Below are 24,843 nucleotides of genomic sequence, written 5' to 3' on the forward strand. Positions count from 1 at the left end.
ATAGAATAAAGTAAACTAATGTAATTACGGAGGCACTATGAAAAAATCAAAAAAACAAAAAAGGAAGTCATTAAAGGAACAGCTACTTGAGGGCACAACGAAAGAGGAAAAAACAAAAATCCCGGAATCAAGCTATGTTTTACTAAAAAATGCGTTGCTCAAAGGCACATCCGAGGATATACGCAAATTAGTCAGGAATACAGAGGATGTGTATAAAATTGCGGGAGAGCTAGAAGGCTCCTGCGAACAAAGAAAAGAAATTGCCAATTCAATCGATATCTACTTGAACAGTAATTTCTCGAAGAGCTTTAGACCAATACTTGTCAGTACGATGTTGGCGTTTGTTGCAACGGCAATGAACGATTTGATAAAAGAAACAATCAAAACAGGCCTTCTACTTTTTACGGAACAGGAATCGGCGGGCGGCATCGAATTTGGTGTTTCTATTGGTACCTTTGTAGCGATGGCGGCAATTATCACTTATTTTTGCATAAAAATGTTAGATTTATGGAACGCAAGCCTCGAACTAAAACGCGACCTCCTCTTACTCAAATCCCTATTGAAACAGAAGTAAAACCGGTTTTCTAACCAAATTTCAAAAACGAACACGAATCGTAACCAGTCCCCTGGAGATGTAGTCCATCTTCGGGGTTTTTTTGGCCAAAAGATAAAGAAGTCATAAAAAGGCTCTAAAAATCCATCGAGTAGAGTAACCTCCTCAATGGGTATTTTAGAGCCGGAATTCATAGAAAAAGTGAAGGTCCTTTGAAAGATCAAGGGGTCTTTAATGCGTCCTTTAAAACAGACCGAAGGTACATTACTTTAATTCCACGTAAGAAGAATTAGCGTGAACATAAAAAAAGGAAAAAAGCTTTGGAATTTCAATGTTTTTCCTAATGATCTATGATAAAATAGCAATGTATATGGAGGCGGTGAACAAATTTCTTGTCACAATTTAAAATCAGTCGGTTTTAACAGGTGTCAACCTTTTAGAATCACCTCCATGGCAACCAAGAAAATTCACTTCGTTTGCCGAAAGCAGTTTAAATCACCATTCAGCGGGAAAATGGAGACGCAGAGTTAAAGGGGTGATGTCCGGAGAGAATGGATGTACGACAATTAAAGCTAATTGAAGAATTAGTGGAAACACAAAGGAAGGTAAAATGATAAACAAAGGGATACTTAAAAAGCATTTATCACTGTTTTTGGTGATAGCCATGCTCTTCAGCATGATCCCCTACAGCGCATTGGCGGCAGGGGGCACGGGTGAGGGGACTGAAACTTCAGACCCGACCCTCGATATTGCAAACCCGACCCTTTCCACGAACCTGAAGACCTATTACGATGTCCGCGGGATGGAAAGGTCGAATTTACGGTATGCCAATATCAACTATGAAAGCACAGAAGTAAAAGATGGGGTCGAAACCATCACAATGAACTTGTCCAAGTGGACAGACTCAAGTGTCGGCTTTGGTCACAAAAGAGATGACAAGTATTCAGGTCAAATCATCCTGAACTTTTTCGATAAGAATTTCTATGAAAACATCGAGAAGATAGAGCTCTCAAGAGGTGGCTCCACTAGGCAATTAACAAAAGACCTAAAGTATAAAAACGAATCAGAAGTTATCCCTAACGGTGCTCAATGGATGATTAAAATCACGGACGCACCGGTTAGCTACGCTCTAGTAGGTGTTGTTACAAACTCTGAACTTAAAATCACCATGAAATCCGGCAAGACCTTAAAAGACCTTGGCCTTGAAGGCAAGGACATTGCCATCAATCATGTCTGGGTTCTTAATAACGGCAAGATTGCAGCTGAATCTGTATCCAATACGATGATCAACAGCAACAAGGAAACTACCAATGGCGAGTTTAAAAACAACTTCCTGACAGGTAAGCCGGGTATGAAGATTATCTACAGACCGAAAGAAGGCGTTTTACAAACGGTTCACTCTTTCAAGTCGGATGAAAACTTCCTGCAATCGGACTACAACTGGATTGTATATATCAAAGAATTAGTTCCCAAAGAACTGGTTCCGTTTATAGAAAATGTTGCCTGGGTCAAGAGGACTGATGAAGTAGGTAATGAAGATAGATTTACCAAAGGCAAGTTAAGCGTCGAATTGTACACCGACGACCAGGGGCGCTATGTCTTTGACACATCAAAAAGCTCCAATATTTCTATTCGAACGACAGGCAATGCCAATAAAGATAACTTGGATGAAGCTAGGAAAAACTTAGACCATAACGTCTTCTACGGCGTCCTCGGTCAATCGAGAAACTACACCATTGAATACAAGCTTAAAGACGATAAGACCAGCAAAGAGTTTGTTGAAACTATCGTTAAGTACGTTCAAGAGCACAACCAACAAGTTCAATTCACATCTTGGATGGAAGGGGACTATGTAAAATGGGCTGAAAAAGGCGATGCAGAACCGCCCAGAAAACTGGACCGTTCCGAACACATCGGCTTTATCGAATCGACCGACTCCGACGGCGACGGCTTGTTCGATATGCTGGAGTGGATCTATGAAACAGATTACAGAAATCCCGACACAGACGGCGACGGCGTGCCCGACGGGCAAGAAGTTCTGACGGACAAAACCGATCCCTTAAAGGCGAACAGCTACAAGCCCGGAAAGGCAACAACGGATACGAAGGCTATTCCGCGCGACAAGGCGATTGCTATAAAAGGAATGGCACCGAGAAGCAAATATGCTAAACCTTTCGTTAAACCCAAGGAAGCATTGCCGGTTGAAAGCGATGATGCAGGCGGTCTTATTGTACGAGCTGTTCCCTATTCTGTAAATGAAGAAGGAAAGCCGGAAATTAACGAGAAAGTCGTCTATGCCGGAACGACCATCTCCAAAGCGAATTTAGATAAGGGTCCCTTTACCTTAAACATCAGACCCAACATCATTCCGGATAGCGTCAAACAAATTGCCATTGTAACCTATAGCCCCGATGGCAAAAATCCGGTGATCGGCGATATTATTTCGGTAGGTACCGTCATTAACTTCAACCCCAATGGTGGTCAATTTGGCGATTCCACGGCGTCACAACCTGTCATCATGAAGGAAGGCAAAGTTACTTTACCTGAGCAAGCGCCTACGAGAAAGGGCTACACCCTATTGGGCTGGTCTACAAAGGCCAATATCTCAGAAAGTGACTTTGGAAAATTAGCCACACTGGCAACCGAAGCCGACTGGGATAAAGATAGCGCGATGAAGGTAGATGCCACTTCTCCGGGCAAATCGGGAGAAACGGTCTATGCCGTTTGGGCACAAGACACATTTAAAGTGCGCCTTCATAGAAATCTTAGCCCGACAGATGACAAGGTTGTGGAATATGTGGCTGAGCCGGATGAAGACGGCAACTGGGTTTTACCGGAAGTCAACAAGGACGGCTCCGAATTAAAAGATTTCCACATTGACAAGTACACCTTTAGAGGCTGGGCAGAAAATGCCACAGATAAAGTGCCGAAGGCAACGGGAACGGAAACTTTCAACAATCCCCGTACAGGGAAGTCTGTCGAAAGGGTAACCTACCAATTCGACGGATCCAAGGTATCCTTTAAAGGAAAGACCAAACCCTACACCATGGACTTATATGCGGTCTATGCACCTTATGTAAAAGTATCTGCAACCAAAACCTGGCATGCGGACGCCACATCGGGAGCGACGAAATACTCACCTGCCATTGGCGTTGGACTACTTTACAGAACGGCCGTAGGGGAAGCATCCGACCCTGTTATCGATGCGCAATTGGCAGACTACCGTTACTACCCGGGCTCTTACCAAGAGAGTGCGAAGAAAGTTTTTGCAGATGGTGATGCGGACAAATCCATTAAGTTTAACTGGGAAGTTCCGGGCTATGACGCCAAGGGACAGAGATTATCCTTTATACTGGGCGAAATCGAGCCGGAGCAAAAAGCAAAACTCGAAAACTGGTCGGGTAAATGGTCCGATATCAACATCGTTATTACAGATAACACGACCTCCACAGACGGCGGCAAGAAACAAATTGTTTACGCCAAACGTGACAGCGGTCAAATCGACGCCTACTCCGGCGCCACAACTCGTAGGGTTAAATCTTATGTAGATAATGGCTATGAGACCTTTAAATATGAAATCACAGCCAAAAACACCAAGCTCGGCATCGAACCGCCAAGTCTCGAAGACATTGTAGACGGAGACAATTACTTCACCATCGGCCTTCCCCAACAAGATACAGTGGCCAAGGTCGACGTCGTCGTAAAGGTGAAAGACGGCGGCGGAACGAAGAAGTACGTCATCAATTTAATCAAAGATGAACACGGAAAGTGGAAGGCACAAGACGGCAATGCCACAGCGGAAGCCATTGAGGGCACACCGAATTATAGAATCACTTTACCCAACGGCGTAACATTTACGGCGGGAGATAAGGTAGAAGCCTACTCAAAAGTAGACGCAGCCACTTCAGATACGATAACAAAGACGGTTATTCCAAAACCTCCAACATCTAAAACCAAGGCACCGACACAAGCCAAGAGAGACGAAAACTATAATGTAGTTCTTGAAGCCGAAAGACCTTTCCTCGGCATTTCCTCATCGAACAAGTACATCCTTGTGGATGATCAAGATAAGCCCATTACCACAAATGACGGCAAGGAAATAGAAGGCAAGTTCTCCAATGCCGTCGAAGGCGATAAAACCATTCGCTTTACAGTACCTGACGGCGTTTTAAAAGACGGCCAAAGAGTGAAGGTAAGGGCTTCAGAAGACAGAAAGACGGATAGCATCTCCGATTTATCTCTACCCTTGGTATTAAACGGACCTGAAATCACAGCGCCGGACATCGTCTTAACCGTGGATCAAGATTTAAATCAAGCGATCACAACCAATAGATATGCAGATTTAACCTTGGATACAAAAACGCCACTGCCAAAAGGTTTCGATTTGAGAAAAGACGATAGAAAAACATCGACGCTGCTTGGTAAGTCGAGTGAAGTGGTGAATGAGACGACCCTTAAATTACATGCCGTAGACGATTTAGGTAATAAATCGGAAAAGGTCTTTACGCTTAAGGTAAATCCATTGCCGGAATCCGCTCAACCGAAAGTTACTCAAATCGCCAAAAAAGGTGATGAAACGGCAAGAATTGTAGTAGAAGGTAAGCCAAATGCCCAAATCGGCTTCAAAGATGCCGATGGAAATGTGGCTCGTACCATTACACTGGACGATTCCGGTAAGACGGAATTGATTGTCAATCCGAAAGACATCGTAGAGGGCAAGATTATTGTTTCTCAAAAAGAAGAAAATCACAGACCTTCAAAAGATGTTCCGGTAGTACTTGATACGGAAGGTCCGGACAAACCGTATATTGCAACAGCCAAAGAAGGTGCAGATAAGATTATCGTCGTGCCGAGGGACAAGGATACTGAAAAAGTAACTTTGAAACTTCCCGACGGAAGAGTCTTAACTCAAGAAAAGAAAGACTTTACAAATGGCACGGCAGTCTTTGAAATACCCAAGGGTGTTGAAGCAGACACTGCTAAAGATTATGTTGCAGTCGCCTATGATAAGTTCAACAACCCGTCTGATGAAGCGACGGCAACGATTATCTCTAAATCGGCTGATGCAGAAGATGTAAAAGCATCCAACAAGGGAGAAAATCCGACGACGACAACTGTTGAAGGTAAGACGACGCCGGGTGCGGAAATTACCTTAAAGGATGCCATGGGCAGACCCATCGAAACGGATAAACCCGTTATTGCAGATCAAGATGGCAAATTTACTGCAGAAATCCCATTGCAAGATAAGGGAGCGGTCGTCTTCGTCACAGCAAAAGAAGAGGGCAAAGATCCGTCCAATGCAGTTCCGACGAAGGTCTTTATTGACAAAGACAGCGACGGAATTGACGACGACAAACAAGCGTCAAAACCGGCTGAAGATGTTAAAGCTCTTAACCAAAACAAGACGGAGCCCAATGCAGATCCCACAAGGAACGATCCGAAGGATACCACTACGGTAACAGGTAAGGCGGTACCGGGATCCAAGATCACCATCCAAGACGAAAACGGCAAGGACATTACACCGGCAGACGGAGTAAAAGTCGATGATGATGGCAACTTCACTGCCGAAGTTGAAAAACAAGAGCCCGGAAAAATCGTGAAGGTCATCGTCACCGAACCGACAGCGAAAGACGGAACGGAAAAGAAACCATCCGAGCCGGTCGAAGAAACGGTTGGCAGAGATGCCAACAACGACGGCAAGGTGGATCTGGAAAAGACGGAAAAGCCGACCATTGAAACGGCCAACAAAGATGAAAACTCCGTATCCGGTACGGCAGCACCGGGTGCTGAAGTAACAGTAACCGTCACGCCTAAAGGCGGAGAACCCAAGACCTTTACAGGCAAAGCTGATGGAGATGGAAACTACAAGGTAACGACCGATCCTCTAGTAGATGGCGATAAAGTGGTCGTAACTGCATCCGAACCCGGCAAGGCAGACAACACATCCGACGAAAAAGTTGTCGGCGTTGACACGTCCAAGCTGAAAGATTCCATCGACAAAGCGGACAAGATTGTTACGGACGATGGTGCAAACTTTAAGCCTGATACAAACCCGGTCGATAAAGCATTGAAAGACGCTTTAGATAAGGGTAAAAAAGTTAAGGAAGCCGGCGACAACGGCGATCCCAACACGAATCAAGCAGCAGTGGACGATGCTAAAAAAGAACTAGACAAAGCCATTGCACAAAAAGAAGCCGATAAAGCCGTGGATAACGCCAAAGACAAAGTCTTAGATCCCGAAGCAACCGATGATGCTAAAAATGAAGCCATCAAGGATGCGCAAGATAAGATCGATAAGATCTCGGGATCTATTACAGATCCGAATGCGGCAGACTACAACCCGATCAAAAAAGACCTTCAAGACAAGCTTGACCTCATCAAGAAAATCAAAGAAGGCGAAGATCGGTTGAAACAACCGGACATCAAAGATAAGCCAAAACAAGATGTCGATGACTTGAAGAAAGCGGTTGAAGACGGCAAAAAAGCCCTTGAGACGAAAGATAACAAAACCATCACTGAAGCGACGAAGGTTATCGAAAAAGCCATCGATCAAATCAATAAGGAAAGAATCAAAGTTGGCGTCGAAAGTTTGGGTCGAGGCCTAGAAACTTTAGAAATTCGGACCTCCGTACCGGGTGCCACCGTAGTCATTAAGATTGGCGGAAAAACAATCAAAACCATTACAACAAGCTCCTTTGGCACCTACTCGCAAGGTTTATCGGAAGGGCTAAAGGCAGATCAAGATGTAACCCTTGAAGCCAGCAAAGTCGGTTATAACGATGGTATATATAGTGAGACTGTAGATTAAAGAAAAGGAGAATTTTGATGAAAAAAATCATGACCTTGCTCCTCGCCCTGGCATTGGTCCTGGGGACGGCAATCTTGCCGTCTCCGGTCCTTGCAAAGGGAAATTCGAACGAATTTAAAGAGGCGGATTACAAGGTAGAAAAGGAAGACGGTAGGATCTACAAGGTCTATGAATTTACGGATCTGGTTGGAACGCAGCCTCGTAAAGATTTGAAAAAATCAGGTGGCGTGAATACCTTACGGCTGAAAGCCTTTAAAGCCATGAAAGCCATGAAACCCATGCAAACTGCAAACCCTGCTCTCGGAGAAGAAACAGAGTACAGTGTGGATGTTCAATGGACCACCTATGACCTTCAGCCGGGTGATTTAGGGTTTCCTCTTTATTTTCAAATTCGGGATAAGACAACGAGAAAATTCATTGCCCAAACAGATAATATAACCGCCGGGGGTGTACACAAGTTTTACAAACTACCGGCATGGAATGATTCGGATGTTAGTCACGATCCAAAAAATTGGAACATGCGAGCCTTCGATAATTACAAGTTTGATGTCCGATTAAAGACAGGAGCTAATGGCCACTTATCTACCTCTGATATGGCAGCACAAATTGTTCAACGCAGTAACCCTATTTACCGGGCAGAGTATTACACAAACAAGACCAACCCCACCATAAAAGTTCAACGGACAAATAAGAATAACGAAACAGACGAAGTCTCTATTAATAGTAAAAATTTAGGAGACAACGAGTATTATTCTTGGGCAAAACCTGTTTCCGGATATGTAGATCAATATTACGATGGTAAGAAATTGGAGATTGCTAAAGAGCATTATGGGAATGACACTTTGAATTCCTTGGAAATTTCTGAAGAAATTACCGCAGGCCGTTGTAGGATGAAAATGAAGGCTCCGGGAAAAACCGAGTTTGACCGTGGTCCCGGCACCTTTGAGGACAATGGTACGCCCTATCACTACGAAGTCACTGGCGACCATATAAAGACCCACATTTTCACCATTCGCCAAGACTTAAAGGTGAATTTTGATGCCAATAAGGGTACGTGGAAATCCGGGAATGCGCCGGAAGCGCAAACCATTGGCCACTCCATGAAGTTGGGTGATTCTTGGGCAGGTTTAGGTCCTATTAACGTTCCTAAGGAAGCTGATTTAAAAGCACCGGCTGTTGATGCTGGCAAACCAGAAAAGAAATTCATCGGCTGGAACACCGATGCAAATGCGACTGAAGCACTCTTTACAGACAACACCTACGCCACCCCTATTACTAAGGATGAAACCTTCTATGCCATCTATGCAGAAAAGGCACAAGGCATAGCGAAGGTTAAATTTGATCTTGATGGTACCGAAAAGGATGCATCTGAAATTGATGCGAAGTACAAAATCGAAGGTCAAGATTATCCGGCAGAATTAAAGGGCAACCTGGGCGAAAAGATCGCGGATGCAGTCTTTGATAAAACGAAGGCACCTAAGTTTATCGGTTATAAAATCGACAACATTCTGTCGAAACCTGTACCGCCTGTAGGAAAAACTGCAAATTACACGGAAAATGGCGAATTCAGGGTCATCTATAAGTACAAAAAGCTTGATCCTATCATCCCTGCTAAGGATGATAATGGTAATGACAATCCTAAGGTAACTCCTGATGTAAAGGCGACTTACAAGCCTGTAACTATCAAGGTTGATAGCAATAAGGGTAAATTCCAAAAGAATAGCGCTGACGTAACCGGAAGTGAATTTGTTTACTATGTAAATCCTGTTGAAGGAAAAAATCTTAATGATGTTTTAACAGCATCAGGTTTAACAGCAGTAGCAGTAGATGAAAACAAGGATAAGATTGATACAACTAAACCTTGGAAATTCGATCCAACTCAAACTGAAAAAACAAAATCCGATCCGGCCACTGACTTTGCTCTTACTACTGTTGTAGGAAAAGACAATGTTAAAGATACTGGCGTCACCATGGAAGTCAACTTCAAACAAACCACTGCGGATAAGTTTAAAGATAAACTTGACCATCAAGACATCAAAGTTTGGGTTGGAGATACAATCGACTGGAAGAAGGGCGTTAAGCTTAAAGAAGCTAACGAAGATCTTCAAAAGATTTTAGACAAAGCTGAAACTAAAGTTACTGACGAAAGCAACAGAAATTCTGATGCTGCAAATCTTCCCAAAGGACAAAAAGGCGACTTAAAAGTTACGTTTGAAGATGGTTCTTCTTTAGATGTTAAGGATCAAACACTTTATGTAGCACCTCACAAGAATGACGACAACACGAATTTACCGAAAGATGCCGTAAAGGTTGAATTTAAGATCGGTGACGGTGTAACAGGTACAGCAAAGACTGAATATGTTAAACCGGGCACTGACGTTAAAGGAGATGCACCTGCAGTAGGTGCAAAAGAAGGATTTAAAGATGCCAAGTGGTACAAGGACGAAGCAACAACAGAAGCAACCGCCAATGATTACAAAGTAACAGCAAATGCAGTCTTCACAGCAAAGGCTACCGGAAAAGATAAAGTTGTTAAACTTGACGATCCGGAAAATCCGACCAACTTCCCGAAAGATCCTACTGACAACAGCAAAAAAGATGCAGACTATGTAACTGTAAAATTCGTTGCTGATGCTAACGGTAAGATCAAGGAAAATGGTACTGTAAAAGAAAAGGGTATTGCTTACGCAGTATTGAAGAACACTGAGTGGGCAGACGCTGTTAAAGGTGGAGTAGTAGTTCCAACTGAATTTGAAGGTACTACTAAATTCTACACATTCAAAGAATGGCAAAAAGATGGAACTAAAGTTACAGAATTTGCTAAAGTAGGCGACGCTGATGTAACTTATACAGCTGTATTTGGTAAAGCTGATGAATTCTCTGTAACTTACAAACTAAATGCTCCGAAAGGTTTAACAGTAGGAGGAAATGCTCCGACTGATACAGATAACTACCTGAAAGATGATCAAGTTACAGTAAAAGCTTTAGCAGCTGACAACAAGCTAGCCGGCTACAAATTTACGGGTTGGAACACTCAAGCTGACGGCAAAGGTACTGCTTATGCAGCAGGTGCTAAGTTTGCTATAAAAGCCAACACAGAACTTTTCGCACAATGGGAAAAGACCGCAAAAGATGTCATTCCTGTTGACAATGAAAATGATGAAAAAGGCAAGAACGGCGAAGAAATTCCGACCAACTATGTATTTGTAGAATTTAAAGTTAAAGATACAGATGCAGACAAAGCCGAAATCAAAGCTAATCAACAAGCTAAGTTCAAAGTTGATCCTAAGGCTACAGTAACACTTACAGCTCCTGAACTAGTAGTTAAAGATGCTTCTTACACTGCTAAATTCAACCAAGCAGACTACACGAATAAGAAATTTGCACAAGCAACAACTATCTGGGCAGTGGTTGCTGAAAAAGGCAAGGTTACTGTTAACTATGTATTCAAAACTGACCCTGCTGATAAGACCCTTCCTAAGGCTCTTGCAGATTTAAAACCTGAAAATATTACTACTCCTATTTATGAAGACAAGGTAGTAGTTCCGGCTCTACCGGATGTATCAAAAGAACCCGAAAAATCCGCTCTTGTTGAGTCTGTAAACGGGGAAAAGGTAGGCACCTGGTCAATCGCTGGCAATTGGGAAAAGTCAAGCGCAACTCAAGGTAGCATCACTTATACCTTAACCTGGAAATTTACAGAACCAGGTCGTTCCTTAACTCCGAGCATCAATCCCGTCAAGCCTGATGATAAGACCATCACCGGTAAGGGTGAGCCCGGATCAGAAGTTAAGGTAACGATCCCCGGCGTAAAAGATCCCATTAAGGTGACAGTCGATCAAAACGGCGACTGGACGGTAGAAGTACCAAATGATATCCACCTGAAAGACGGCGACAAGATCACGGCAACACAAAAGACGAAGGACTTGAAAGAATCTTATCCGGCAGAAGTCACGGTTCAACGTGCAAGACGTGGCGGCGGATTTATCCTCTATCCCGTCACTCCGGTGGAACCGAAGATTGAAACCGCCATTCACAAGGCCTACATCTTTGGCTACGAAGACAGCACCTTCCGTCCCGAAGGCAATATGACCCGTGCCGAAGCGGCAGCCATGCTCGCTCGTCTGCAAGGCTTGGATACCTCCAACGATGCAAGACCCGACTTTGTCGACGTACGCAGCGGCTGGTACAATGCAGTCATCAATGCCGTCGTCAACGCCGGCTATATGAAAGGCTATCCCGACGGCACCTTCCGTCCCGACGGTAAGATCACTCGTGCGGAATTTGCACAAATGATCAAATCCATCGACAAGGCCAACACCGCCGATATGCCCTTCGCCGATGCGAAAGGCCACTGGGCAGAGCCCGCCATTGCGCAAGCTTACGCCAACGGTCGGATCACCGGTTATCCCGACGGAACCTTCCGCCCGGACAACCAAATCACCCGTGCTGAAGCGGTGACCGTATTTAACAAGCTTTACGATCGCAGCGTGGATGCAGCAGGTCTCGCCAATGTTAGAAGCAGCTTGGTTGACTTCAACGACACGAATAGCAGCCACTGGGCATACTATCAAGTCATCGAAGCATCCAACACCCACGAATTCTACCGCACCGAAAAAGGCAAGGTAGCAGAAACCTGGGTTAAGATTATTCAAACTTGGAAAGATCTTTTAGCACGCGGCTAAAGCAATGAAGAAGAACCGAGAAATTTCTCGGTTCTTTTTTTGTGTAAAGCTTTAGACGTTTTGATTATCTCATTGTCAGCGAAAGCTTTGGCTGGCAAGAGGAAAGCCTTTGGCTCATGGTTTCCAAGGTATTTTTCCATGGACTGTGGTCATTTTATTTTAATAAAAAAAGGGAAAATTTTTTTGTGGCAATATATTGAAGCGGCATTCACTTCATTAAAACATGAAGCAAAGCGGAAAGAGAAAAATTTTTTGTAATCAGACAGAAGGATATATTTTTATATCCTTGTTATTTCAAGGCTTTTCAGGGTAGGGTCCTTTGTTCGGGAGACTCTTGAAGAAAAGCGCTGCAAAAAAACTGAAAAATGATTCAGTATGAATTCCGTGATTTCATATTCATTTTTTGAGACGGAGCCTCGGAGAGAAGGCTTGATTTCAACGTTTAGCCGCCTTTAAGTATTGAATTATCTATGAGAAAGGTCTATAATGATTTCAATAAATAAAAGTATACAGGTATAGAATACCTCATCGAATGTTGTATTTTCTTTCGCCTTTCGGTGAAAGCTGTGGTATTTGGTGTTTACGCTAATAACTGTTTTATCATACATTTTTCAATGAAATGCGCTATACGCAATAAAGGGGTGGTTTCTATGGTTTACTTCTCGGGCACTTAAATGTGCCGAAGGATTGTCTGAAAGGATTCCCGACTCGGCGATTTTGTCGGTGGGAATGGCACATATGCTTTTTAAAGCTTGTGAGAACGCATTCACAAATTAGGGAGGTTATGATGAGAAGATTTTTAGCGACACTTCTTGCAATCATTATGGTGATTACTGCGCTTCCGCTACATACTTTAGCCGCAAGTCGGCAGTATACGGCAGAGCGCACTGAAGCTCCGGCTTTAAAGACGAAGCCGAGAGGCACCGGTGAAGAGGTAGTCAGCAACCAATGGCCTACGGGCAATTTTCCGCTGATGCCAAACTACAGCGGTCAGACGCCTAATGCCACCGGCTCCACCGGTCTCAAGTACGGCGGAACCGTTCGCGGCAATGATGGTGAGTACATTAATGTTCAAGTCACTCAAGTCGGCAAAGTTTACGACGAAGGCAACTTCAGCGCGAGCAACTTGAGCAACGCTGTGGGCTGGTCCCACTTGATTCTGCACTTTGACCCGGTGCTTTTTGAAAATCTGGACTTGGACAAGTCAAGCATTACGGGTCCTGCAGGCACCTTTTATCTGAAATTCAGAGCAAAGGGCAATGCCGATATTTATAAGACCGACGATTACTCGGTGTCCATTCCCATGACGAGTATTTTCAAAAAGGACTGGACACCCCAAGAAGATCAACGGGCAACGATGAAGTTGTACCTGAAAGATGGCCACAACTTAGTCAGCGGCACCAATTATTTAATTGAGCACCGCACCATGGGCAAAACCAATGATCTCTATTCCCAAATTTATATTCGAGATTACATCATGGGGATCGAAAACACAGACGTCCGAGCCTTTGACTCGCCGGCTTATATGCAATACACCGGCAACTTGAATGTTCCTTACAATACGGTAAGCAATCCGCCAAAGTATTCAAGCTACCGGCAAGATGTGATGTCAAATGCCTACTCGGATGTCTACATCGATTGGAATACTAACGAGCTCCACGTTAACTACGTTTATGAGACGACAGAAGATATTAGAGCCCATGACCGTACCCAATTCGTGCAATTGTTCCCTGAAAAATTAAAGGAAGCCTTAGCGCCGCGAAACGGCGTTTACGCCAAGTTTAACCACGTGTATAAACGGGGTGACCTGGCTTGGGGTAATGACAGGGGGATTGCCTTTACGGACTTGAATTCGTTTGCGGGAACGAAAGATGGCCTGGCCGGTTATCGTCTGCGTATTCCGAACAATGTCTCCGGCTACACCCACCCCTGGACCTGGGTTACCGAAACGACCCAAGCCTACGGAAGCAATTTGAGTGCCAGCAATGGCCGCTACATGGCCTACTCCAAGACCCATGGACCCATTGCCAACCACATGATTTACTACATCGATCCGGATAAGTTCATGAAAGCTTTTGACAATCTGGACGATTTACAATTCAGCTCTTTCTTTGTCACAAGAAATGATAATGAAATTGAAGGCGGTGTCCTTAAAAACTCCGAGTCCATGAACTCTCTCGCCGTCACGAAGAACATGACCAATTCGCCGCAAATCGACGATATTTATACCGACGATCAGAAGATTACCGGGGACACCGGCTACAACAATGCCAACAGCAATGTTTTCGTCGTCGCCAAGAATTTCAAAGACCCGGCGAAGACCAAGACCCGATTGGTCAACTCCGACGGAAAAATCGAATTCTATCCGCAAAACTTTGACGGCGTTTTCGACAATATGCAAAAGGACGACAAGCTCTCCTTTGAAACCATTTACCGTTACGCCAACTACTACAAATCCCGTCCCACCATCGAAAAGGTAAAAGCGCGGATTATCTTCGACAAGTACGACGGCGTTAAAGACAAAGCCGTAACCGTACCTTCCTCGGATAAATTCAGAGGCGAAACCGGTTATGTAGAAAACGGTCTGGGCGAAGCCAAGATGCCCGAAAACCCCAAACGCGACGGCTACATCTTCAAAGGCTGGTCCACGAAAAAGACCACCGCAAGTGAATTTGCCAAAGCGGAAAAACTGACGAAGGTCGAACAATGGAACGAAGGCAAGGCCTATCAATTTGACGGCACCGTACCCGTCAACAAATCCTATCGGGTCTACCCGGTATGGGAAGAAGAAAGCAAGGGCATTACCATCGTCCTCCACGCCAACGACGGCACCAATCGCGAAAAGAAAATTGAGCTGGCCTACGACGAAAAATTGCCGACTAAGGCAACCATGGACGGCATTGCATCCATGGAAGAACAATACGGCGAATTGGCCAAGGGCCACTACTCTTCCTTAGCCAAACTGCCGAACGGCTATGCGACCAAAGACGGCGAACAAGCAGTCTTCGGCAAGCGCGCCGGTTACAACCTCGTAGGCTGGTCTACCGTTAAAGACAACAGCAATGTAAAAATCGAAGATCTGTACTCCAATATGGGGATGCTTGCCAAAGATGGAGAAGGTAAAGACGGGAAGTACTACTTGTCCACCGTCCGCACCAAAGCGCAAGGCATCGGCCAAGCGGCGGCAGGTAAGCTCTTTAAACAAATCACGCCGGACAAAAACAATGAAGTCCATCTCTACGCGGCGTGGAAACCTTACTTTGACGTTACCCTGTCCAAGTCTTGGTACGACTCCACCAAACCGGAATTCAAGGATAAAACCGTCAAGGAAATCCTGCAATTCCTGGCTCACGGCAACCAACAACAAACGCCGCCGTCGGATGCGTCCTTGGCAGAACCCATTCAAATCGGTCTCCTTTACCGGACGGCCGTTACCGAAGCCAACGACCCGACCATTACCGGTCAAGCCAACTACTACTTGGTCGACGGCAGTCTGCAAGACTTACCGAAAAACGGCGGTCCCTTAAAATGGAACCTGCCATCCTATGACGCCTACGGCAAACGGCTTTCCTACATTGCCGTAGAATTTGAACAAGGTCAATCCGGTAAAGACAAGTACAACGGATTCGGTCAAAAATGGACCAACATCTGGGCCTCCGTAGCGGACAATCTCCACAAAAAGCCCGGCGAAGTTTGGGACAACGAATCAATTTCCAAAGTTCAAACCCTGGTTGTGCCCAAGGGCAATGGCAAAGTGGATGCCTTCTCAGGCGCCACGGTTCGTAAACTTTACGAAGACGGCACGGCCATCACCGAAACTCAAGCCAATAACTCCACTGTCGGCACCAAGCCCGCTTATGTAACCAAGTTCTACAATGTAAAAGTCAACTTGGCCAACCCGATCTTTAAGAAACTTTACAATGAAGACAAAGAAGTCACCTTAAAGGCGCCGGAAGATCCCCGCGTACAAGTTGTGGAATTTGATCTGCCGGAAGTCGCTGAAAAGATTATTTTCAAGCGGGACGACACCGACAAAACGAAATGGAATCGCGTCACCGTCAACAAAGGCACGGGTAAATGGGATGCTTCAAACGAAACAAACTATACCCTTACGGAAAAAGATGACGGCGGCGAAAAAGTACTGGTTCTCAAGCTGGATTTGGAAGGTAAGAACAGATACAAATATCTGAAAACAGGTCAAGAGGTAGGCGCAACCTACTACAGCGTGACCGTAAACGACAAATCCGGCACCGCCGTCGAAGTCGTTCAAGACAAAAAAGATGCCCCGTCCTTAAATGGTTTGGAACAAGATGTTCTTGAAACTAAAAACGGGGAAGAATACGTGGTCATCAAAGCCTTGGCACCGACCAAAGAATTGGAACAATTCCAAGCCGGCGCCGTCCTCACCCTCTTCGACGCTTCGGCTGAAAAGGGCAAGGAAAAGGAAAAAGCCTACAAGAACCTGGACGGTTCCGACGTCACCGGTACCCGCGAAGGAAGCTACTACGTCTTCCGCGTACCTAAGTCCAAGAACCCGGGCTTGGTAGACGGCAGCAACGTAGCGGCTTACGCAGAGCAGGAAGGCTACAAGCCCTCTCGCTCCACCATTCCCTGTAAAGTAGACTTAAAGGGCCCGGGCATCACCGCCGATAAGCTTACCGTCTACGCAGGGGAAGATGTGAATGTACCTTCCGCCATTACCACCGACGAAGACGCTTTGCTTACGAGCTTTGAAGGCTTGCCGAAAACCATGCGTTTAACCAAGGAACAAGCGACCAAACTTGCTACCAAGTGGAAAGCCACCGGTAAAGCCGGCGACACCAAGGGATCCAGCACGGTCACCTTGGTCATGACAGATAAATTCGGCAACAAGACGGAACAAGATTGGACCGTGGAAGTGGTCGACCGACCCACCTCGGACAATGTAAATAGCGCCGTCCAAGTACCCAATAAGATTAGCAAAGACTACAGCGAATACAGTCATAAGATTAAAATCGCAGGCGGCAAAGTAGGTACCACCCTCAAGGTTTACCTGGCCGAGCCGACCAATGCCACAGTAACAGCGCCGGTCACTGTGCCCTGCACTGAAGCCGATCAAGAAATCTTCATCAGCCAAGGCGTGGGTACGAACATTGGCGACAAAGTTTGGATTACCCAAACTGAAAAAGACAAGAAAGAATCCAAAGCCCTCGTCGTTCCTATGGACGTCAAGGCACCGAATTCTCCTACAGTCGAATCCTTGCCGCCGGGTGAAAAAAGCCTAACGCTCACAGGCATTACCGATGACACGACCAAGATCTTTATCCGCGTCGGCGGACAAGAAAAGACCCTGACTCGCGATAAAGACCACACCGATCTGTGGAAAGATGATAAGTTTAACCCGCTTATCATGAAAGAAGGCAAACTCACCGTCGAATTCAACCGCATTTTCAATCCGGAGGACAAGGCGCAAGTCATCGTCTTGGACGATATGCTGAATCCTCGGTCCATGATTAAGATCGTTGAAGACTACGTCGCACCGGATGCGCCCACCATCGTCGCTGAAAACAAAGATGCGAACACGACCACCGTCAGCGGTACGTCGAAAAACCCGGGTGCTGCGGTAACCATTTTCGAAATTACCAAGATTACAGATCCGACCACGGGCGAAGAAACGGAAATCCGCACGCCCATCGGCACCGCCATCGTGGATAAAGACGGCAAGTACACCACCTATATCCGTCCTGCCAAGAAAGTTGGCACGGAAGTAGGCGCCGTCGCAACCCAACACGGCAAGGAAAGCCCCTTAGCCAAGACCACCGTGACGGAAAATGCGGGCATCATCCCCTTCGATCCCAACGATCCCAAACCGACACCCAATCCCGATGACAAACGTTACGTCACCGTAACCCTCGACGCCAACGGCGGCCAATTCGCCCAAGGTATCAAATCTTCCTTCTACGTCTTAAAGACCTATGTAGTGAAACCGGCAGACTTTGACCAAGCTCGCCTGGGCCTGGAAGCACCGGCCAACAAGGCCTTTGACAAGTGGACGGAAGATAAGGAAAATACAAAAGAATTTACCGGCAAGACCTTTGCTGAAAATGCAACCATCTACGCCGGCTACAAGGCCAACGACAACGTCATTCCTTTCGATCCGCAAGATCCGAACAAACCGGACAATCCGGATCCGAACAAATACGTCACCGTCAGCCTCGACGCCAACGGCGGACATTTCGCTCAAGGCACCAAGTCTTCCTTCTATGTAAAGAAGACCTACACCATGACGACAAACGACTTTGCCGTTGCGGAAAGAGGACTGACCCCGCCGAAAGACAAGGCCTTTAACGCATGGGCTCTTGATAAAGAAGGCACCAATGCCTTCCCGGCAGGAGGACAGAAATTTGATCAAGACGCCTCTGTCTTTGCGCAATACAGAGAAGGCCGCGACGTCATCCCGGGCACCGGCAACGACAAGCCCGATGGCTACGTCACCGTTACCTTCAAGGCCGACGCAGGCCAAGCTACGCTGGAAGGCGAAACCACCTATTACGTCAACCCCAAGGGCAATGTAAAACTCGGCGGCATTTTGGCACCGAAAATCGTGCCTGTTACAGGATACGCCGTCAGCTACCCCGCCTGGACCTACTCTGACAATCAAAATGCGGCAAGCATTGTAATGGCAGATACCACGGCAACGGCAAGTCTTTACGACAAGGATAAAGTTATCCCCGTTCAAGATGGCGTAAACGTCACCAAACCGGCAGGCTACCTGGACGTCGTATTCAGCGCAGGAACCAACGGCAAATTGGAAGGCACGTCGAAATTCTATGTGAAACCGAATACGCCTTCGAAAGACGTACCGGCACCGACGCCCATCCCCAATGCCGGCTACAAGGTAAAGGCCGAAGCCTGGGATCCCTTGATTCCAACTGCCTTCGACAAAGACTTTACTACCACCGCTCAATACGAAGCCCTGCCCGATATCTCCGACACACCGCAAGCCGGCTACGTCATGGTTCAATTTGACGGCGGCGAACACGGTAAAGTAGTAGAAGAAACAGGCAAGAAGACCATCATCTTCGTCAATCCGGAAAAAGAAATCGCTCTGGATAAAAAAGCGCCCAAAGTCGTGGCCGACACCAACTGGTCCTTCGACAAGTGGAGCGTCGACGGCGCAGCAGTGGATCTCGCCAAACCCGTCAAGTACACGAAAGACACGGTTATCAAAGCCACCTACACCTCGGATATTTCCGGCGAATCCAAAGACGGCTTCGTGCTCGTGGAATTTAAAGCAGGGGATAAAGGTAGCATTGCAGGCGGCAACGCCAAGGTCTATGTAAAACAAAACAAAGAAGTGGACTTAACCGAAAAGGCGCCGAAGATTAAGGCCAACGAAGGCTACGTCCACACCGGCTGGGATAAACCGTTGAAAGCCACCTTTGCAGCCGCTACGGATATCACCGCCACCTACAACGACCCCAAAGACATCTCCACGACACCCGTCGAAGGCTTTAAACACATTACCTTCGCCGACGGCGACCACGTGAAGATTGCCGAGGGCGCCGTGAAAGACTACTGGGTCAACCCGGACAAAGTCGTCAGCCTGCCCGCACCGGACGTTACCGTTGATGCCGGCTACATGCACATCGGCTGGACCGCCAACCTGACTCAAAAATTCACGGCAGACACGACCATTACCCCCACGTCCATGGAATCCACGGACGTAACGCCTAACAAGAACGACAACTACACGGAAATCAAATTCCTGGCAGGCAAACATGGTAAATTAGTGGGCGTCGCCGACAAGACCTACTCCCTGTGGGCCAACCCGGGAAAAGTGGTCACCATTCAACCGCCGCAAATCGACGCGGATCAAGGATGGCAACTCACCGGATGGAAGAACCTGGCAACTGGTGACATCGTTAAAGTCGGAGATGCCATTAAGGGCAAATTCCCGAAAAACGGAAGTACCCCGGTTCAATATCAAGCGCAATACAGTGACTTAGCCGACATTTCCGACAAACCGCAAAAAGGCTATGTAGCCATCACCTTTAAAGCCGGTGAATTTGCCAAGTTTAAAGGTATGGATCCGAGTAAGCGTGAAATCGCCTACTACGTCAACCCGAATGCCGATAAGACTTTAGGTCAATTGCTTACCGGCAACTTCGCCGAACCCGAACTGGAATACTACGACGGTTACAAGCAAGGCAAGACCAAGTGGACGCCGGAAGTGGATGGCGACATTACGGTTAATAAAGCCTGGACCTTTGAAGCAAATGTTGTATCCAAGGGTCAACTGCCCGGCGATACGACACCGGCTCCCAAGAACTGGAAGACCGTCGAATTCAGAATCTTCGACTACGACACCGGTGTAGCAACAATCTCCGGCGGCATCACCAAGTATTTGGTCGATCCCAAGGAAGAAGTCACCTTAACGGCGCCGGATGTCAAGATTATGAAGGCAGGTTACTCCTTAGACGGATGGAACCACGACCTGAAAGCAAAATTCGAACAAGACACCGTCATCTACGCCCTCATCGGCGGCGACATTTCGACCAAGCCCAAAGACGGCTTCGTGAAAGTCACCTTCGCACCCGGTGCAAACGGGAAGTTTGAAGAAGGCGCAACGACTGAAGTTTATGTAAGAAAGAACACGGAAGTGGACTTAGGCGCTCGGGCACCGAAGGTCATCGCCAACGAAAACTACAGCCACAGCGGCTGGACATTCGGAGCAAAGACCTATGGCACCGAATCTATTAAAGCCAAGTTCACCGACGAAACGAACACCATTACTGCAACGTACAACCAAGACATCATCGACAACCCGAACACGCCGCAGCCGCCGGCAGGCTACGCCCGCGTCATCTTTAAACCGGGCGACCACGGCAGCTTCGTAGCCGGGTCCAAGGCCAACTTCGATGTTCGCATCGCCGCGAAATTAACCATCGGCGATCTGAACAAACCCAAGGTCAAGGCCGATGAAGGATTCTTCTTCACCAAGTGGGATAAGGGCAACGATACCCTCATCACTGAGTCCATGAACGTTACCGCTCTGTACTCCGGCGATATTATCCCCGGCACCGATCCCAATAAACCGCCGCAAGAAGGCTTCGTAAGAATCACCTTCGCCCCCGGCACCGACGGTAAATTCAAGGCCGGCGAACCCACCTTCTACGATGTAAGGAAGGACGCCAACAAGACCTTGAAAGACCTGGGTAAACCCGCCGTCATCCCCAATAACGGCTACACCCACATCGGTTGGGACAAGGCAGACACCACCAAGCTGGATCAAAACATGATCGTCTTGGCCCTCTATAAACAAACCGTCATCACCAATCCCGACACGACCAAGCCCGTCCCCGACGGCTACGTTCGCGTCACCTTTGACCCGACGGATAAAGGGACCATCACCTCCGGCACCGCCACGCAAGACGTCCTCATCGCCGCCAATAAGACCTTAGGCGATCTGACCAAGCCGGCGGTCCAAGGAAAAGGCAGCAATGTCTTCTCCGGCTGGGATACAAAAGATGACACCAAGCTGGATGAAAACATTGCGAACAGAGCCTTGACGGTAAAAGCGCTCTACAACGACGATATGAAGCCTGTCGACGATCCCGACTCCGACATTCCCAAAGGCTACGCCCGCGTGGTCTTTAAGGCCGGCGAACACGGGAAATTTGCCCAAGGCGAAACCACCGCTTACGACGTCCTGATGAAGAAAGACGTTAAGCGCACCTTAGGCGAAGTGAAGAAGCCGAAAGTAACAGCAGCTGACGGCTACACCTTCAAGGCTTGGGATAAAGCGGATACGACGGAATTAGTTGTCAATGCGAAAACGGAAGTAACGGCAACCTATAATCAAAACGTGATTATTACCGACGATCCCAATTCGGAAATTCCCAAAGGCTATGTACGCGCCACCTTTAAGACAGACGGCAAGGGAACCATGACGGCAACCATTAACAGCGTCGAAAAGACCAACCTTTCCGTTGTCTGCATGGACGTCCTGCCCAAGACCAAAACCGTCGGCGACTTGAAGGCCAACCTGACCTTGACCGCCAAAGGCGACAATGTATTTGAAGGCTGGTCCAAGCCTGATGATTACTTGGTTGCAAACAATGTAACCATCGAAGCCCAATACCAAGGCGGACAAACCAACACCCCGACGGCCACCGCCCTCAATGTGGGGAAAGATAACTTCACCACCATTAAAGGGAAAGCCACACCGGGCGCAACGGTTATCGCCAAAGTAAACGGCGAAAAAGTCGGCGAAGCCGTAGCGGACGACAAGGGTAACTACACCATCAAGGCTACCAAGGACGGCAAGAAATTGCCCGACCGCACGGAAGCCAAGGTCACCGCAATCAAGGCACCGATGACCGAATCGGAACCGCAAACCGTCATCGTCCTGCCCGACGCCAATGGCGACGGCATACCCGACGGCGACTTGCAAGCTCCGGCACAACCGAAGCTGGATCCGCCGCGGACCAAGGACACCCAAGTCACCATGAAAGTGCCTACGGAACCGGATGCGAAGAAGATTATCGTGAAAGTAACCGAGGCAGACGGCAATCCCGTCACCACCGTCGAAGCAATCAAAGACGGCGATGCTTGGAAAGTCGATGGCAAGCCCCTGACCGTAGACGATACGGACAGAATTTCCATCCCGCTGCCGAATACCAAACTCAGGGAAGACCAAAAAGTCATTGCCAATGTCTACGATGAGTCGAACAACGAATCCGAACCGGCCATCAAGACCGTCAGCAACAAAGATCCCTTGGCCAAACCTGAAATCAACACGCCGAAACAAGGGGACAAGACCGTATCCGGTACAGCCCCCGGTGCAGAAAAAGTAGACGTTATTATTACCAATAAAGACGGTTCGGAAGCTGAAAAGAAAACGAACCAAAGCGTCAATGCAGATGGAACCTTTACCGTCCCGGTCAATGACTTGAAAGACGGTCAAAAGGTCACCGTCAAGGCTTCTGCCAAAGACAAAGACCCCTCTGAAGCTTCCAAGAAAGTGGGCCTTGAACTGGATAAGATCAAGGAAACTAAGAAAGAAGCTGACGGCGTCGTCGATAAGGCCAAACAAGACGGTAACTGGAAGCCCGATGGCCCGGACGCCAATCCCTTCGACAAAAACTTGAAGGATAAGATGGATAAGGCCGACAAAGTCATTAAAGATGCCGAAGACAATAGCGACGCCAATGACCCGACTCAAGACGAAATCGATACAGCGGAAAAAGAACTGCGCGACGCCCTGAACAAGAAGGACGCCGACACCAAAGTTTCCGTAGTGGAAGATAAAGTCAAGAAGGGCGAAAAACCGTCACCTGCAGACATTCAAGCTGCACAAGAAGCCATCGATAAGATCGAAGGCTCCACCGATCCCAAGGCTCCTAATTACGACAAAGATAAGAAAGACCTGCAAGATCGACTGGACTTGGCGAAGAAAATTGTGGAAGGCGAAGACCGGCTGAAGAAAGACGACATCAAAGATAAACCGCCAAAAGACGTTCAAGACCTGAATGACGCTATTGATGAAGGCAAGAAGGCCATCGACGCTAAGGATGACAAGACCAAAACCGATGCCACGAAGAAAATCGACGATGCCATTGCTAAAATCAATCAGGAAAGAATCAAAGTTGGCGTCGAAAGTTTGGGTCGAGGCCTAGAAACTTTAGAAATTCGGACCTCCGTACCTGGTGCCACCGTAGTCATTAAGATTGGCGGAAAAACAATCAAAACCATTACAACAAGCTCCTTTGGCACCTACTCGCAAGGTTTATCGGAAGGGCTGAAGGCAGATCAAGATGTAACCCTTGAAGCCAGCAAAGTCGGTTATAACGATGGTATATATAGTGAGACTGTAGATTAAAGAAAAGGAGAATTTTGATAAAAAAAATCATCACCTTACTCCTCGCCCTGGCGTTGGTCCAGGGGACGGCAGTTTTGCCATTTCCTGTATATGCATGGGGAAAGAAAGAACCTGTTACGCTGTGTAACAGGTTCTTTTGGTTCTACATCAATGATTGGGGAGTTTAGTGAAAACTAGGCTCTTCTTATTATTTTTTGGTGATTTAATTTAAGAAGTAATTTTCAAATTGGTTGAACAAATGATTTTCAATCAACTTTCGTGCCTTAATATTTGTTAATCATGGATCTGAAACCAAGGCCAGGTCATGCTCGAATAAAATCACCGCATCTTACTTCCCAGTCTCTTGTGCTCTTCCTCGCCGACAAAAATTTTTCCGTTTTTTCTAAACACACACCCTTCCTCCTCCAGTTCATTTAAATACCGATACAAGCTCCTTTTTGGGATGGCCAAGAGATCGGCCAGGTCTTCTCGCTTCAGGGGCAAGGTGGCGGGGAAGGGGGCTTTGGTGTTTTTATAGATGGCGTAGGCGAGGCGGTCTTTTTTCGACAGGTGTTTCTCCTCGGCGTTTTGCCGCATGGTTTCTTCGCTGAGGCTCGCCAGGTAGCGCAAGAGGAGCATGAGGACCTCGGGCTTTTGAAAGAGGGGATCTTTTAGGCTCAGGCTGTAGTAGCGCCCGGCGGTAACGGCTTTTACGCCGGAGAGGACGGGGCTTTCGGTGAGGCTTTCGATGAGGCCCAGGCATTGGGGGGCGGTCATAAAGCTTTGCAGGATGCGACTCCCGTCTTGGGCGTAGCGGGACACTTCCACGGTGCCGGATTCCAAAAGCAGAATGGAAAATTCGGCGCTGTCGGGGTACATAAGCACATCCCCCGGACGAAAGGCGATGGCCGGGGCGTTTAGCCTCTGAAAAAGTTCTTGAAAATTCATACTTTCC

At 47.1% G+C, this 24,843-nt stretch carries 5 protein-coding genes; 4 read left to right on the plus strand and 1 reads right to left on the minus strand.

Annotated features, from left to right (window positions below):
• Nucleotides 1-37: 37 nt before the first annotated feature.
• From KO087_RS00640 to KO087_RS00655, 4 genes are all read left to right on the plus strand, one after another.
• Entirely contained in the window at nucleotides 38-574 is a 537-nt protein-coding gene (locus tag KO087_RS00640) for a hypothetical protein (RefSeq protein WP_215506669.1), read from the plus strand.
• Between the two features lie 589 nt (nucleotides 575-1,163).
• Nucleotides 1,164-7,361 carry an Ig-like domain-containing protein gene (locus KO087_RS00645; RefSeq protein WP_215506671.1) on the plus strand — a complete coding sequence of 2,066 codons (6,198 nt, stop codon included), beginning with the start codon at nucleotides 1,164-1,166 and terminating at the stop codon, nucleotides 7,359-7,361.
• Between the two features lie 17 nt (nucleotides 7,362-7,378).
• Complete coding sequence (locus KO087_RS00650; protein ID WP_215506673.1) at nucleotides 7,379-12,046, plus strand: S-layer homology domain-containing protein; 4,668 nt, start codon at nucleotides 7,379-7,381, stop codon at nucleotides 12,044-12,046.
• A gap of 787 nt (nucleotides 12,047-12,833) precedes the next feature.
• Nucleotides 12,834-23,909 (plus strand): InlB B-repeat-containing protein, encoded by an 11,076-nt coding sequence (locus tag KO087_RS00655; RefSeq protein ID WP_215506675.1) that lies wholly within the window; start codon nucleotides 12,834-12,836, stop codon nucleotides 23,907-23,909.
• A 318-nt stretch (nucleotides 23,910-24,227) separates the two neighbouring features.
• Here the strand turns inward: KO087_RS00655 and KO087_RS00660 are convergent, their stop codons facing one another.
• Nucleotides 24,228-24,836 (minus strand): Crp/Fnr family transcriptional regulator, encoded by a 609-nt coding sequence (locus KO087_RS00660; RefSeq protein ID WP_215506677.1) that lies wholly within the window; start codon nucleotides 24,834-24,836, stop codon nucleotides 24,228-24,230.
• Nucleotides 24,837-24,843 lie beyond the last annotated feature (7 nt).

It is taken from the genome of Peptoniphilus rachelemmaiella, from assembly GCF_943169845.1.
Taxonomy (GTDB): domain Bacteria; phylum Bacillota; class Clostridia; order Tissierellales; family Peptoniphilaceae; genus Aedoeadaptatus; species Aedoeadaptatus rachelemmaiella.